12 protein-coding genes are annotated in these 13,694 nt (G+C 73.8%); 3 read left to right on the forward strand and 9 right to left on the reverse strand.

Annotated features, from left to right (window positions below; all coding sequences use genetic code 11):
- Positions 1 to 293 precede the first annotated feature (293 nt).
- Positions 294 to 2,063 (forward strand): AfsR/SARP family transcriptional regulator, encoded by a 1,770-nt coding sequence (locus ABT127_RS38925; RefSeq protein ID WP_351461222.1) that lies wholly within the window; start codon positions 294 to 296, stop codon positions 2,061 to 2,063.
- 27 nt (positions 2,064 to 2,090) lie between these two features.
- Here the strand turns inward: ABT127_RS38925 and ABT127_RS38930 are convergent, their stop codons facing one another.
- Both ABT127_RS38930 and ABT127_RS38935 read right to left on the reverse strand, forming a co-directional pair.
- Positions 2,091 to 2,879, reverse strand: a complete 789-nt coding sequence (locus ABT127_RS38930; RefSeq protein WP_351461225.1) for a 4'-phosphopantetheinyl transferase family protein — start codon at positions 2,877 to 2,879, stop codon at positions 2,091 to 2,093.
- A 41-nt stretch (positions 2,880 to 2,920) separates the two neighbouring features.
- On the reverse strand, positions 2,921 to 3,847 hold the full coding sequence (locus ABT127_RS38935) for a TauD/TfdA family dioxygenase (protein WP_351461228.1): 927 nt from the start codon (positions 3,845 to 3,847) through the stop codon (positions 2,921 to 2,923).
- Positions 3,848 to 4,217: 370 nt separating this feature from the next.
- On the opposite strand from ABT127_RS38935, the gene ABT127_RS38940 reads away from it, so the two are divergent.
- Entirely contained in the window at positions 4,218 to 4,760 is a 543-nt protein-coding gene (locus ABT127_RS38940) for a flavin reductase family protein (protein ID WP_351461231.1), read from the forward strand.
- Between the two features lie 60 nt (positions 4,761 to 4,820).
- Here ABT127_RS38940 and ABT127_RS38945 read toward each other — a convergent pair whose 3' ends face one another.
- Together ABT127_RS38945 and ABT127_RS38950 are read right to left on the reverse strand one after the other, a co-directional pair.
- Positions 4,821 to 5,843, reverse strand: coding sequence for a LuxR C-terminal-related transcriptional regulator (locus ABT127_RS38945; RefSeq protein WP_351461234.1), 1,023 nt, complete (start codon positions 5,841 to 5,843; stop codon positions 4,821 to 4,823).
- 226 nt (positions 5,844 to 6,069) lie between these two features.
- Positions 6,070 to 6,291 carry a hypothetical protein gene (locus ABT127_RS38950; RefSeq protein WP_351461237.1) on the reverse strand — a complete coding sequence of 74 codons (222 nt, stop codon included), beginning with the start codon at positions 6,289 to 6,291 and terminating at the stop codon, positions 6,070 to 6,072.
- 419 nt (positions 6,292 to 6,710) lie between these two features.
- Between ABT127_RS38950 and ABT127_RS38955 the strand changes: the two genes are divergently transcribed.
- Positions 6,711 to 6,929, forward strand: a complete 219-nt coding sequence (locus tag ABT127_RS38955; RefSeq protein WP_351461239.1) for an MbtH family protein — start codon at positions 6,711 to 6,713, stop codon at positions 6,927 to 6,929.
- 107 nt (positions 6,930 to 7,036) lie between these two features.
- Here the strand turns inward: ABT127_RS38955 and ABT127_RS38960 are convergent, their stop codons facing one another.
- From ABT127_RS38960 to ABT127_RS38980, 5 genes are all read right to left on the reverse strand, one after another.
- Positions 7,037 to 7,309 (reverse strand): acyl carrier protein, encoded by a 273-nt coding sequence (locus ABT127_RS38960; RefSeq protein WP_351461242.1) that lies wholly within the window; start codon positions 7,307 to 7,309, stop codon positions 7,037 to 7,039.
- Between the two features lie 101 nt (positions 7,310 to 7,410).
- Positions 7,411 to 9,093, reverse strand: a complete 1,683-nt coding sequence (locus ABT127_RS38965) for an acyl-CoA dehydrogenase family protein (RefSeq protein WP_351461245.1) — start codon at positions 9,091 to 9,093, stop codon at positions 7,411 to 7,413.
- The gene (locus ABT127_RS38970; RefSeq protein WP_351461247.1) at positions 9,090 to 10,916 is read right to left on the reverse strand and encodes an acyl-CoA dehydrogenase family protein; all 1,827 of its coding nucleotides are present in this window, start codon (positions 10,914 to 10,916) and stop codon (positions 9,090 to 9,092) included. Before ABT127_RS38970 ends, ABT127_RS38965 begins: the two co-directional genes overlap by 4 nt.
- On the reverse strand, positions 10,913 to 12,691 hold the full coding sequence (locus ABT127_RS38975; protein ID WP_351461250.1) for a fatty acyl-AMP ligase: 1,779 nt from the start codon (positions 12,689 to 12,691) through the stop codon (positions 10,913 to 10,915). Before ABT127_RS38975 ends, ABT127_RS38970 begins: the two co-directional genes overlap by 4 nt.
- A gap of 60 nt (positions 12,692 to 12,751) precedes the next feature.
- Positions 12,752 to 13,513, reverse strand: a complete 762-nt coding sequence (locus ABT127_RS38980) for a thioesterase II family protein (protein ID WP_351461252.1) — start codon at positions 13,511 to 13,513, stop codon at positions 12,752 to 12,754.
- Positions 13,514 to 13,694 lie beyond the last annotated feature (181 nt).

Genomic DNA, 13,694 nt, shown 5'->3' on the forward strand with positions numbered 1-13,694 from the left:
GGCCCGGCCGCCCGGCCCGGGGGCGGGGGTCCCCGAGCCGCCGTCCCCCCCCCCCCCCCCGCCCCCCGGGGGGGGGGGGCCCGGCCCCCCCCCCCCCCCCCCGGGCATACTCCGGGCTCGACCGGTCCAACGGACGACGGTGTCGGCAGCACACGGCGTCCCGCTCGCAAGGAGCTGCCAGTGCAGCCTCCTGACAGGGCCGGGACTCCCCTGACCGGCCACGGCACTCACAGACTGGATGGCGGAAAAGCGTCGAACCAGGGGGTGTCATGGAGTTCCGAATACTCGGTCCGGTGGAAGTCCGAAGAGACGGCGAATCCATCGTTCTGTCGGGAACCAAGGTCAAGACGGTGCTCGCGGCTCTGCTGCTGGCCAGGGGGCGGGTCGTCTCCGACGCGCAACTGAGCCGGCTGCTGTGGGGCTGGAACCCGCCCGTCACCGTGAGCGCGCAGATCTACACCTACATCTCGCGGTTGCGCATGCGCCTGGGCGACAGCGTGCGGATCGAGCGCCAGCTGCCGGGCTACGCGCTCGACGTCGGCCACGCCCGGATCGACTTCCTGGAGTTCGAACGGCTCAGCCGGACCGGCATCGAGGCGCAGGAGGCGGGCGACGTGGAGCGGGCCGGCGGACTCCTGCGGGACGCGCTGGAGCTGTGGCAGGGCCCCGCGCTGTCGAACGTCACGGAGTTCCTGGCCGACAGCGAACTCCCCCGCCTGGAGGAAGCACGCGCGGTGACCCTGGAGAACCGCATCGAGGCAGATCTGGAGCTGGGCCGGCACCGCGGGCTGATCCCCGAACTCACCTCCCTGGTCGCCGAGTTCCCGGTGCGCGAGCGGATGCGGGCGCAGCTCATGAAGGCGCTCTACCGGGGCGGACGGCAGGCCGACGCGCTCACCGCGTACCACGCGGGCCGCCGGGTCCTCGCGGACGAACTGGGCGTCGATCCCGGCGCCGAGCTGACGGCCGTGTACCAGGGCGTGCTGACCGGTGGTTCCGCGGTCGCCCCGCCGGCCCACGGCGCGACGGCGCGCTCGGCGCCGCCCAGCACGCTCCCGGCGGACATCCCGGACTTCACCGGCCGCCGGGCCGAACTGGCCGAACTGCGCCGGCTCCTCCCGCCGGCCGAGGGACGTTCGTGGCACACCCGCAGGTTCCTGGTGACGGGCATGCCGGGCATCGGCAAGACCGCGTTCGCCGTACGGGCGGCCAACGAGTCACTTGACGCCTTCCCCGACGGCCAGTTGTACGTGAACCTGAGCCACCCGGACGGCCTGCCGGTCGATCCGCGCGACGCCCTGGTCGGGATGCTGCGCTCCCTCGGGGAGCCGGTGGGCACCGGTGAGCTGGACCTCGACGAGCTGGTCAGGCTGTACCGGACCCGCACCGCCGGCCGGCGGATCCTCATCCTGTTGGACAACGCGGTCAGCGAACTCCAGCTCTCCCCGCTGCTGCCCGGGGCGCCCGAGCCGGGCGTACTGATCACCAGCCAGACGCTGCTCGGGCCGATCGGCGGCCTGCACACCCGGGTCCTGGGACCGCTCGGCACGCAGGAGAGCCTCCAGATGCTGACGGCCTCGGTGGACCCGGCGCGCATCGCCGCGGAGCCGCAGTCCGCGAGGGACATCGCCCAGTACTGCGCGGGACTGCCCCTGGCCGTACGGATCGTGGCGACGCGGCTCGCGGCCCGGCCGAGCTCGTCGCTGCGGCGGCTCGCGGACCGCCTCGCGGACCCGGACAGCCGCCTGCGGGAACTGGAGGCGCGCGGCCTGTCCGTGCCGCGCAGCCTGGAGGCGTCGCTGGGCCGCCTGGCCCGCGAGCAGCGCGGGCTGCTCCTGCTGCTGCCGAGGCTCGGCCGGGACGTGTTCTCCGTGCGGTCGGCGGCCCGGTCGCTCGGTCTCGCGGCGGCGCCCTTGGAGACGGCCCTGGAGGCCCTGGTGGACCAGGGGCTGCTCGGCTTCTCCGACGAGCCCGACGAGCCCGTGTACCGGCTCAACAGCCTGGTGCGGCTGTTCGCGGAGACGGGCCGCTACGCGCGTGAGGTCGAACAGTCCGCGGCCTGAGCGCCGCGGGCCCGGCGGTCGGGGCCGTCAGGCACCCGGCGCCGGGCCGCTGTCCGGCACGGGCATCACGGCCGTGCCGGGCCCGGCCGGATCGACCAGCAGGACCGGGCCGCGGGCCTCGGGTTCCGTGGCCAGGGCGCCGAACCGGTCGGGGCCGAGCGGCAGGTCGCGCACCAGCCACAGCTGCGGTCCGCGGGGCTCGGCATGGCGCACGGACACGGGGCCGGGCTCGTGGGGGCGTACGTCCACGGTCCGCAGATCGGCCACGACGCCCACTCCGCTCGCCTTGACCACGGCCTCCTTGCGGGTCCAGGCCCGGTAGTACGTGGCCGTGCGCGCCGCTTCGTCGGGCAGGCTCCGCAGATACCGCAGTTCCGACGGTGACATGACGGCGGACGACGTCGTCCAGAGGTCGCCCGCGGGCCGCGCGGTCTCCAGGTCCACTCCCACCGGCCGGTCCGCGGACACCGCGAGCAGCCAGTGCGCCCCGGAGCGCGACAGGTTGAAGTCGAGCTCCGTGCCGGGCACCACCAGTCGGGGCCTGCCGTGCGCCGGATCCGGGCAGCGCGGGCAGGGACGGCGGCCCATGCGCAGTTCGCCGGGGTCGGCGTCGAGGTAGCCCGCGAGGATGCGCCGCACCTCGGCGTGCACCTTCGCGTAGCGCGTGCCGATCGGCGCGGGCCGCCGGGCCGCGACCGCCCGCTCGTCGGGCGAGAGCAGCGCGAGGGCCGCGGCATCGAACTGGTCGGACGCCTTGCCCTGCCAGACATGGACGGCACCCGTCTCGCGCAGGGTCCGGTACGACGCTCCGTGCATGAACAGGCTCCTGGCAGTCGGGGCCGTGCGGCCGACGGGCATCAGTTCGACATGGCGACGCAGATGCGGCGCCTCCCGGTGAAGGGACGGCGGCCGTGGGCGAGGGACACGTTGTCGAGCAGCATCAGATCGCCACGGTTCCAGGGGATGTCGACGGCCGTGGCGAAGCCGCGGCCGCAGATCTCGTTCACCGTGTGGCCGGGGATGGCGGATCCGTCCGCGAAGGTGGCGTTCCACGGCAGTTGGTCCTCGGGCAGTATCCGCGACAGCGTCTCGCGGGGGCCCGATCCGGCCGGATGCCAGCGATGGATCTGGTTGAACCACACCTCGGTGCCGGTGATCGGGTGCCGGACGGTGGCGGGCAGGACGCGCGACACCTGGATGCCGCCGTCCGCCTTCCAGGCCCACTCGTCCCCGGTCCCGTCCAGGAACAGTTCGACCTGCTCGCGGCGGTCGGTGCCGAAGGCGCTCTGCCAGCTCTCGCCGAATCCGGAGCCGTCGTGGAAGTAGCGGACGTAGCGCACTCCGGGAACCAGGCGTTCGCGCAGCGCGGGGTCGAGGGCGGCGAGCCAGCCCGCCGCGTCCACCACCACGCTCTCGCCGCCGCTGAGCGGTGCGGCGTCGCAGTACATGGCCAGCCGCGTGGGCCAGGCATGGGCGGCGCTCATCTTGTGGTACGGCCAGACGGTGCTCCCGGGCCGGCCCGTCTCGGTGCGGCAGACGGCGTCGACGGCCCGTCCGCCCGGCCCCGCGTCCCGGCCCGAGCCGCACGGGAGCAGCAGGGCGAGCACGTCGGAGAGGGCCTCCGCCGTGACGTCGAACCCCCTGAAGACCAGGGCCTTCTCCTCGGCGAGCAGACCGGTGAGCTCCTGCGGCCCCAACTCCGTGAGGCGTTCCACGAGTTCCTCGGGGCCGCCGATGCCCTCCGGGTCGATCTCCAGTGGCGTCCAGTTCTCCAACCTCACCACACGGCCTTTCTCCGACATCTCAACAGGAAGGCCGGTGGGGGACAGGACGGTACGCCGGCGGCCTACAACACGTCGCTCATCAAAGGGCGCCCGCCTACGGCATTCCTATGGCGCCGGTACAGCTCGGACGGCGGCGGCCGCGGGACGGGCGGCCGGTCCCCGAGGAGACGGGACGGCCGGGCGTCACGGCAGGTCGAACGCCGCCCGGCGCGGCGGCAGTCGGCCGCGCTGGGGAGCAGAGCATCCCACAGGCCCCGGGGCTGGGCCGAACCGTCGCGTGTAGACCCGGTGTAGGGGGCGCGGGGACCGTGAGCACCCGGCGTACGCCCCGCGGCGCGGCGCCTGCCGCCCCCTGCTCTGTGAGGTTCGCGTGAACTCGACAGCCACCGCCCTCCGCTTCGACCGGAGCCGATTCCGTGATGTGCTCGGCCGCTTCTGTACGGGGGTGACGATCATCTCCGCCGTGCACGACGGCGGGCCGGTCGGCTTCGCCTGCCAGTCCTTCGCCTCGCTCTCCCTCGATCCGCCGCTGGTGTCCTACGCGGTGGCCGGGACGTCCACGACCGGCCCCCGGATCGAACGTGCGGGAGCCTTCTGCGCGACGGTGCTGGGGGCCGATCAGGGCGACCTGTGCCACGGGTTCGGACGTTCGGGGGCGGACAAGTTCGCCGGTGTGGCCTGGAGCCCGGCCGACGGTACCGGGTCCCCGCGGATCGCCGGCGGGCTCGCCTGGGTGGACTGCCGGATCGAGACCGTGATCCCCGCCGGGGACCACCGGATCGTGGTCGGCCGGGTGGTGGACCTCAGCACACCGGAGAACGTCCAGGACGCCGGTCCGCTCCTGTACTACCGGGGCGGATTCCTCGCCCCGCGGTCCGGCCCGCAGGCCGTGCCCGGCCCCACGGCCGCCTGACGGCTCCGCACGGGCGGGGGTGCCCCGGTGCGTTCCGCGCGGGGCGTCGGCCTCGCGGGGTCAGCAGCCGGCCAGCCGGCTGCCCGCGGAGGATTCCGCGTCCTCGGACGGTGAGAGGTCGAGCAGGTCGGCGAGGTCGCGGCCGGATGCCCCGTCCTCGTCCGGGTGCTCGCCGAGCCAGCCGAGGTGGGCCGCGCGCAGGCCCGCCTGGAAGCGGCTCCTGGCGCCGAGTCTGGCCATCAGTTCGGCGGTGATCCGGCGGCCGGTACGCACCGACACCCCGAGCTTGCGTGCCACGCCCTCGTCGGTGAGTCCTTCGCTGAGCAGCCGCAGGACGGCTCTCTCCTGGCCCGTCAGGCCCCGGGTGTCGGTGCTCGTGCGCTGTCTTCGGGCGGTGGTGACGGGTGCTGCCCGCTCCCACATCATGCGGAAGTGCTCGGACAGGACGGCCAGTGTCCCCCGGCCCCGGAAGAGCAGCGCTCCCTCGGCGCTGTTGTCCGGATCCATGGGAACGACCGCCGCCTCCCCATCGAAGATGATCATTCGGGCGGGCAGCGAGGCCACGGTCCGGACATCGTTGCCAAGGTCCACCAGCCAGCGGGCGTGGGCCACCGTCGCGGGATCGTTGTAGATGCTGTCCAGGTAGATGGTGCGCATGGCGACGCCACGGCCCCGCAGCGCCTCCGTGAGCGGGCGGCTCGCCTCGCGGTTGTCAGAGGTCTGGTGCCCGCCCGGGGCGAAGGCCACGAGACTGCGCGTGCAGTCGGCGCTCAGCTCCTGTATGCGGTCGCGGATCCGGTCGAGACCCTGCAACTGCTCGACCTCGTTGCGCTCGCTGCGGCTGCGCTGCGCCGCGAACTCCTCGGTCAGCCGGGCCACTTCCACCCGCGTCTCGGCTATCTGGCGCTGCCGGGTGAGCAGATCGGACTCCTGGCGGGCGAGCAGGGCCTGGAGCGCTACGTCGGGACTGACCGCGCGCACCCGGCCCGGATTCTCCCAGGAGGGCCGGATCAGGCCCAGGCGAACGCACTCGTCGAGCGCTCCCCTCACCGTCTCCGCAGGCCGGCCGACCAATGCGGCCAATTCTTCGACCGATCCCCCCGAGCCCATCAAAGAGGCCCTGTAGACCTCGGTTGCCACCGCACTCAAACCAATCGGCTCAAGCACCCCGTCCCCCCACCCCGTCGAACGAAAGTCCTGATCCAAGCCTGTCGCGACGGCGGCAGAGTAACACGCCCATCAGACGGGCGAGTTTTACCGGAACGGACCTCCTGGGCCGGGAGAACAGACCGTCAGGAGCAATGAAAGATCACTGGGTGGAGTCCGCGATTCGCTGCCAGCCGGGCTCGGCCGGCGGGGCCTGCCAGCCCGGCTCACCGGGGGGCGCGGGGACGACCTCGCCGGCCTTCGGCGGCGGGGTCTGCCAGCCGGGCTCATCGGCGAAGGCACTGCCGACGGCAACGGGTCCGAGCACGAGCGCGATCACGGCGACGGCGACGACGGAGACCTTCTGGAATGCCGCGGACCTCATTGGTGAACTCCTCTGAATTGAGTGGGCTGAACGCCTGGACTTTCCGTTTGTCTTCGGCGTTCGCATCCGTTTCGGGGCGCCGCCTCGGTACGACATGATTCTTGCCTCGGCTCCGCGTCCTTCTCCAGTAATCGATCTGTCAGGCTGCTGCGTTGGCAGTGAACTGACAGCGCTTGCCCTCGCGCACGCCGAGCTCTCCGACCCTGTTCAGCACTGCTGCAAGCGGAATGCGGAACCTCATCCGCCGGATATCCGGATCGGTGGAATCCGGATATGTGGATGCCTCGGGCTTCTTTCTTTTTCGCCCGGTGGCAGTTTGTGGCCAGGGAGAGGCGCGGCAGGTGCCGTAGGAAAGTTGTAGATCCGTACCCCAGGCTCATGCCGACCCCAATTCCGCACGGACTTTGTGAGGTGGCATCGTGGCCAATCCGTTCGAGAACGACGACGCGTCGTACTTCGTGCTCGTGAACGACGAGGGCCAGCATTCGCTGTGGCCGGCGTTCGCCGAGATCCCGGAGGGCTGGCAGAAGGCGCACGGCGAGGACACCCGCGCGGCCTGTCTCGCGTACGTGGAGGAGAACTGGACCGACATGCGTCCGCTCAGCCTGGTGCGCGCGATGGCGGGCGACGCGGCCTGACTCCACGGGACGCGAGGGGGCCGCGGTGGGAAACCACCGCGGCCCCCTCGCGTGTGACCGGGTCCCCCGGCCCGGGGGATCGACTGCCCGGGGACCCGGCCGGTCCGTCAGGCGGCCTGCGGCAGCCCGGCCGCCAGGAATCCGGCGAGCTTGGCGATCGTCGGGTAGTCCCATATCGCGGTGGGGTCGACGACCGTCCCGAGCCGCTCCTCCACGTCGGCGGCGAAGGCCACCACGGCGATGGAGTCGAGCCCGTACTCACCGAGTTCACGGTGCGGGTCTATGGGCTCCGTGACGTCCGGCAGGTACTCGGCGACACGCTCGGTGAGCCAGTCCTGGAGCTCCGAGGGAACGGTGGGATCGAAGGCGAACGTGGTCATCAGGGTCTCCTCGCAGGTGCGGTGCAGGTGGCCGCCCGGCTGCGCTGCCGGAACGGTGTGTGTGGGGGGGCTGTGGGCGGGCGCGGTGCCGGGCGGCCGCCTCACGCGTACGCCCGGGCGCTGAGCCCGAAGGACAGGTGGCGGTCGTCCCGGTCCGTCAACTCCTCGATCAGTGCGTCCTCGACCCCCGCCGGCAGCTGCGCGCCCGACGGCCGGTCCAGGGCGGACAGCCGGGTCAGCGCGGCGACCAGCCACTCGGGCCGGGCGAGGAAGTCGCCGTCCGCCGCGGTCCGCTGGACGCCGAGGCACGCGGCGGCGGCGAGGGCCACGGTGTAGCGCGCGGCGAGTCGCCGTACCGGCACCTCGGCGTCGATGGCCAGTTGCCGCGGCCGCAGGGACGTGCCGGCCTCGGTGAGCGCGGCGAAGGCGCGTACGTGATCCTCGGCGAGCGGACGCACGGCGGCGGGCAGTTCCGCATCGAGCACGGTGCCGAGGGAGGCCGCGAGACAGTCCCGGCCGCCGGAGACCGACCGCAGGACGGTCGGGTCGAACGCGGGCAGTTCGGTCTCCGCGCCGAACAGGGCGTCCGGGGCCGGGGACGGGTCGCGCCGGGAGCGGCCGAGGAGTCCCGGCAGCTGGGGCAGCAGGGCGGACAGGCAGGCCGCCCTCGCGATGTGGCCGAAAGCGACCGGCTTGACGTCCCTGGCGAGCTTCTGGAACACGGCGTGCTCGCCGTCGCGCCGGTAGAACTCCGAGCCCATCACCGTGGAGAGCCGCTCCACGGCGTCCGTGAGAACCCCCGCGACCAGGTACTTCACCGCGGGTGCGTGCACGCTGCCGGACTCGGGGCGAAGCTGCAGGGCGCGGGTCGCCGCCCGCGAGAGCGCCTCGCAGACCAGCAGATCGGCGAAGGTCTCGGCCAGGGCCGTCCGCACGACGGGGATGGCCGCCGCCTCCCGGCCGTAGAGCATGCGCCGCCGCGTGTGGTGCAGGGTGACGCGCAGGGCCGTGTCGAGCAGGGCGGTGGTCATCGCCGGCATCGCCATCCGGGTCACCTGGAAGGCGCGGGCGGCCGTGTCGACGCCCGTGCCCTCGGCGCCGAGCAGCACGCTGCCGGGCACGTGCAGGCCGTCCACCGCGATGCCGCCGAGCCGTACGCCGCGCATGCCGACGGAGCGGAACCGGGGCAGGCGCCGTACCCGCGCGGGGTCGAGCCGGTCGGCGGTGAGGAACAGCTGGGAGCGCGAGCGCGGGCCGTCCGTCTCACCGGTCCGGGCCAGGACGACGAGGGCGTCGGCCCGGTCCAGGTTGGCGATGGACTCCTTGCGTCCGCTCAGCCGGAGCCCGTCGTCGACGCGCCGGGCCGCGAAGGCGTTGGCGGCGATGTCGTTGCCGTGGGCGAGTTCGTGGAAGGCGGCGGCGATCCTGCGGTTGTCGAGAAGGAGGTCGGCCGCGGCGCGGCGCTGCTCGGGCGAACCGGCGGTCCACACATTGACGGTGGCGAGGAGCTGGCCGGCGCGGCCCAGGCCGAGGGCCGGGTCACGCCGGTACACCGAGCGCATCAGCTCGACCATGTGGTCGACGCGTGCGAGGCGGCCGCCGAGCGCGGTGGGGACGAACTCGGCGTGCAGGCCGAAGTCGTCCAGGGCGTCCTCGGCCGCGGCGGCCGTCTCCTCCCGTTCGTCGGCGGCCACGGCCGCCGCGAAGCCGGCCGGGTTGCGGGCGTCCCAGGGGTCGCCCAGCAGCTTCTCCAGATGGTCGGTACGGGACTCGATGTCGATCATGCGGCCTCCACTTCGCCGTCGAGTCGGACGTCCGTCGCGGGAGCGCCGGGAAGGGGCACCTCGGCGTCCTGTCCGCCGGTCTCCCCGTCGCCGTCGCTGTCGAGGAGCGTCACCGGTGTGTCCGGCGCGGTGGTCAGGAGCGTGCCGAGCTCGCCGAACACCTGCGCGGCGTCGGCCGGGGCGGCGTCCAGGGCTTCTAGGGCCAGGACCAGGCAGCCGCGCAGCCAGCGCCCGTCGGCGCCCCACACCCCGTCGCGCAGCCGGGCCCGCGCACGGTGCAGGGCGAGCGCGGCGGCGCCCGCGAAGCACCACTCGTAGCGCTCGGCGAGCCGCATGGCGGCGGTGCCCGGCGGCCCCGCGGCGGGCCGCAGCGCGCCGATGTCGGCGCCCAGGGCCTCGCTCGCGGCGAGCAGCGCGCGGGCGAGGCCGACCGTCGGTGACTCGCCCTCCTCCGCCGCCAGTTCGGCCACCAGGGCGGGCAGGGCGCCGAGCACGGCGTCGCGCGGGGCCATCAGCCGCAGGCGGTGCGCGTCGAGCGGGTCCAGGGGGTGGTCCTCGCGCAGCCAGTGCGCCGGGGAACCGGCGTCGTCCGGAGCCGGCCGCCGCCCGGGGCGCAGCAGGGGCAGTACGGCGGCGAGTCCGGCCCGGTTGACCCACGTACTGCCGTCGAACAGGGGGACGACCTGGTGGTCGCGCTCCAGCTTGGCGAAGCCGCCGTACCCCTCGACGTCCGTGAGGAAGCCGCGCGCCCCCAGCAGGTCTCCGATCAGGCGCAGTTGTCCCTGGATCAGGCTCGGGACGAACGCCTTGGCGACGGCGGAGACGACGCTGAGCTGCTCCGGGACCTGGTGGGCGGCGCGGGCGGCGGTGTGGGCCACGGCCTCGGCGAGGAACTGCCGGGCCGTGGCCCGGCCCGCGACGTCGCGGGCGTGCGGCAGGTCGGCCAGACCCCGGCCGTACAGGCGCCGCTCGCCGAGGAAGCGGCGCAGCAGCCCCAGCGCGTGGTCACCGGCCCCCAGGGACAGCGAGACGCACACGATGCGGGTCAACTGGAGTGATTTGAGGACGAGTTCGATGCCGCCGCCGACCGTACCGACCATGGCGTGCGCGGGCAGCCGGGCGTCGTCGAACTCCAGGCCGCTGATGTCGGCGCCGCGGATGCCGTGCGTGGGCATCTTGGGCAGCGCGCGGACGGTGCCGTCCGGGGTGGCGCGCTTGTCGAGCAGGAAGACGGTGAACCCGCGGGCCCCGCCGCTCGGTTCGGTGCGCGCGAGGACGCACATGAGGTTGCCGCGGGTGGCGTTGTTCACCGGCCACTTCCGGCCGCTGAGGCGCCAGCCGGAGCCGTGCCGGGTGGCGGTGAGCGCACCGGCGAGCAGGTCGCTGCCGCCGCCGGGTTCGGTCAGCCCCCACGCCACGGGTTCGCCCGCGAGGACCTGGCGGGCCAGCAGGTGGGCGGGGCCGTCCTCGTCGGCGGCCCAGACGCAGACGCCGCCGAGGAAGGTCTTGCCGTGGGCCACGGCCACGGTCAGGTCGCGGGCGGCGATCCGGCGCAGCAGCGCGACGAACTCGTCGAGGCGTTCCTGACGTCCGCCGTGGCGTGCGGGGACGTAGAACTCCGGGAGTCCCCAGGCGTCGAGCGCCGCGCACGCCTCGGCCGGGAAGCTCTCCTTCTCCTCGTGGGCGGCGAGCAGGGCGGGGTCGAAGGGCCCTCCGGGCCGCGACCAGTCGGCCAGCGCCCGGTCGAGGCCCGCGACGGTGGGGCGCACCTGCGCCGCGGTGTCCTGGCGCGCGGGCTGCGGCACCGCGCGGGGCGCGCTCATCCGCGCTCCCCCGCCGCGACGGTGACGGCCTGCGCGGCCGCCGGGTAGCCGTCGGCCCACAGCGGTTCCAGCTCGCCGTCGGTGTACAGGGCCCGCATGGCGCCGCGCTGGACCTTGCCGCTGGTGGTGCGCCGGACCGCGCCGCGGCGCATCAGGAGCACGGCGTCGGCGCGCAGGCCGAACTCGCGGGCCACGGTCAGGCGCATGCCCGCCGCGAGGCGGGCCAGTTCCTCGTCCTGGGCACGGCGCCGGACCTCGTGGATGACCACGATCCGGCCCTCGGTGTCGTCGGCACCCGCCGCGACGGAGACCACCGAGCCGACGGTGTCGCGCAACTCCTCGTGCTGACGCCGCAGTTCGTGCTCGATGTCGTGCGGGTAGATGTTCCGGCCGCGCACGATCATCATCTCCTTGATCCGGCCGGTGACGTAGACCTCGCCGTCCACCAGGGCGCCGAGGTCGCCGGTGCGCAGCCAGTCCCCCGCGTCGGCGGGGTCGTTGGCCACCCGGTTGCCGAACGTGGCCGCGGTGGCCTCGGGGTTGCGCCAGTAGCCGTCCACCACGAGCTCTCCGCGCAGCCAGATCTCGCCGACCGAGCCCTCCGGCAGGGCGTCGCCGGTCGCCGGGTCGACGATGCGGGCCTCCAGGTGGCGCGGTGCGCCGCAGCTGACGAGCGCCCGGCCGGTGCCGTCGGCGGCCGGTGCCACGCGGCCCGCTTCGAGCGCGTCGCCGTCGGCGGTGAGCACGCGCGGTACGCGGCCCGACGTCGTCGAGATCATCAGGGTGGTCTCCGCCATGCCGTAGCAGGGGGTGAGCTGTTCCGGTCGCAGTCCGGCGGGGGCGAACCGCTCCGCGAACTCCTCCAGGACGCTCGCCTTGACGGGCTCCGAGCCGCTGATGGTCCGGGTCCAGCGGGACAGGTCGAGGCCGGCGATCGAGTCCTCGGGGACGCGGGTCAGGCACAGCTCGTAGGCGAAGTTGGGGGCGGCCGACAGACCGATGTCGTACTGGTCGACGAGTTCCAGCCAGGCGCGCGGGCGGCGCAGGAAGGCCGCCGGGGTCATCAGGGCGATGCCGCGGCCGGCCAGGAGCGGGGTCAGGATGTGCCCCATCAGGCCCATGTCGTGGTAGTTGGGGATCCAGCCGCCGTAGCGCTGGCCCTCGCGGACCGGCAGGTGGGTGTCGATGGCGAGCGCGTTGAGCAGCAGGTTGCGCTGGGTGACCCGGGCGCCCTTGGGGTCGTTGGTGGAGCCCGAGGTGTACTGGAGCAGTGCCAGGTCGTGGGCGGCCGCCGCGTGCGGGACGAACGGCTCGGTGAGCGGCGCCGGGTCGACGTCCGGGACCAGCAGCGGGACGTCGAGGCCCTCCGCCTCGGCCCAGGTGAGCACGTCGCTGCGTTCGTCGGACCCGGTGAGCACCGCCCCGATCCCGGCGTCGCGGGCGATCGCGCGCACCCGGCGCCGGTCCTGCTTGTACCGGCCCGGCATCGACGAGGGCACCGGCACCAGGCCGGCGTAGAAACAGCCGAGGATGGCGACGACGAACTCGGCGGAGTTCGGCAGCAGGAGCAGGGCGCGGTCGCCGGGGCGGCAGCTGCGCAGCAGGTCCACGGCGCAGCCGCGGGCGGCACGGTCCAGCTGGTCGTAGGTCACCCATTGGGTGGTGGCGGGGTCGGAGGGGTCGGGCACGATCGCGACGGCGCGGAAGTCGCCGCGCGTGCGAGCGTGCTCGGTGAGGATCTCGACGACGTTCGAGGCACGGGACAGGTCAGCCATGCTGCGCGTACTCCTGTGTTCGTGGGATCGCCGCGGCGTGCTCGGCACCGGGCGTGTGGGTCAGGAACGGCGGCCCGAGAGCCAGGCGGTGAGCTGGTCGAGCACCGGCTTCTCGTCGGCGAGGTAGAAGTGGCCGCCGGGCAGGACACGGGTGCCGAAGGCGCTGCCCGCGCAGGCCCGCCAGTGGGTCAGCTGCTCGGGTGAGACGTCCGGGTCGTCGCTGCCGCCGAGCACCAGCACGGGTGCGCGGACCGGCAGCGGCGGGGTGCGCAGATATCCGGCCACCACGCCGAAGTCGGCGCGGATGGCGGGCAGGACCAGTTCCAGGAGCTCCGGGGATTCGAGCAGCTCGGCGAAGTCGTCGTTGAGGCGGCGCAGTTCCTCGATGAGGCCCGCGTCGTCCAGGATGTGCCGGTCGTGGTTCTCGCGCTCGTGCGGGGCGCGCGATCCGGAGACGGCGAGCAGGTCCACGACCTGTCCGTGCCGGCGCTCGAGTTCGAGGGTGACCTCGTAGGCGACGATCGCGCCCATGCTGTGGCCGAACAGGGCGAGGGGTTCGCCGAGGAAGGGTTCGAGGGCGTCGGCGACCGGGCCGACCAGGTCGTCCATGGAGGACGGCGGGGCCTCGCCGAGCCGGTCCTGCCGGCCGGGGTACTGCACGCCGTGCACCTCGACGTCGGCCGGCAGGCCCGCGGGCCAGGTGCGGTAGGCCTGGGCGGTGCCGCCGGCGTGCGGGGCACACACGAGGCGGTACCCGGGCCGCTTCAGCCCGCGGAACGTCTTGAGCCACCGTGATCGCGTGCGCAGGTCCTCAATGGTCACTGTCTTCGCCTCCCGTCGCGCTTGCGCCCACCAGCGAAACCACCGGCGCTATCCGGGCTCTATAAAGCGCGCGCAGAGGCGTGGTGGAGCGCGTCGCGAGGGCGGGGCCGAAGCGGCGTCACGGCACGGCACGAGGCGGCGGCCCCCCCGGGGGCGCGGGGGCGGCGGCCCCCGCCGCAGG

Origin of the sequence: Streptomyces sp. NPDC001904, assembly GCF_040297005.1 — a bacterium.
Classification (GTDB): Bacteria; Actinomycetota; Actinomycetes; order Streptomycetales; family Streptomycetaceae; genus Streptomyces.

Coding starts and splice junctions, on each gene's coding strand:
- ABT127_RS38930 (WP_351461225.1), bottom strand. CDS start 2,879: ATGCACGGAGCGTCGTACCGGACCCTGCGCGAGACGGGTGCCGTCCAT.
- ABT127_RS38950 (WP_351461237.1), bottom strand. CDS start 6,291: ATGAGGTCCGCGGCATTCCAGAAGGTCTCCGTCGTCGCCGTCGCCGTG.
- ABT127_RS38960 (WP_351461242.1), bottom strand. CDS start 7,309: ATGACCACGTTCGCCTTCGATCCCACCGTTCCCTCGGAGCTCCAGGAC.
- ABT127_RS38965 (WP_351461245.1), bottom strand. CDS start 9,093: ATGATCGACATCGAGTCCCGTACCGACCATCTGGAGAAGCTGCTGGGC.
- ABT127_RS38970 (WP_351461247.1), bottom strand. CDS start 10,916: ATGAGCGCGCCCCGCGCGGTGCCGCAGCCCGCGCGCCAGGACACCGCG.
- ABT127_RS38975 (WP_351461250.1), bottom strand. CDS start 12,691: ATGGCTGACCTGTCCCGTGCCTCGAACGTCGTCGAGATCCTCACCGAG.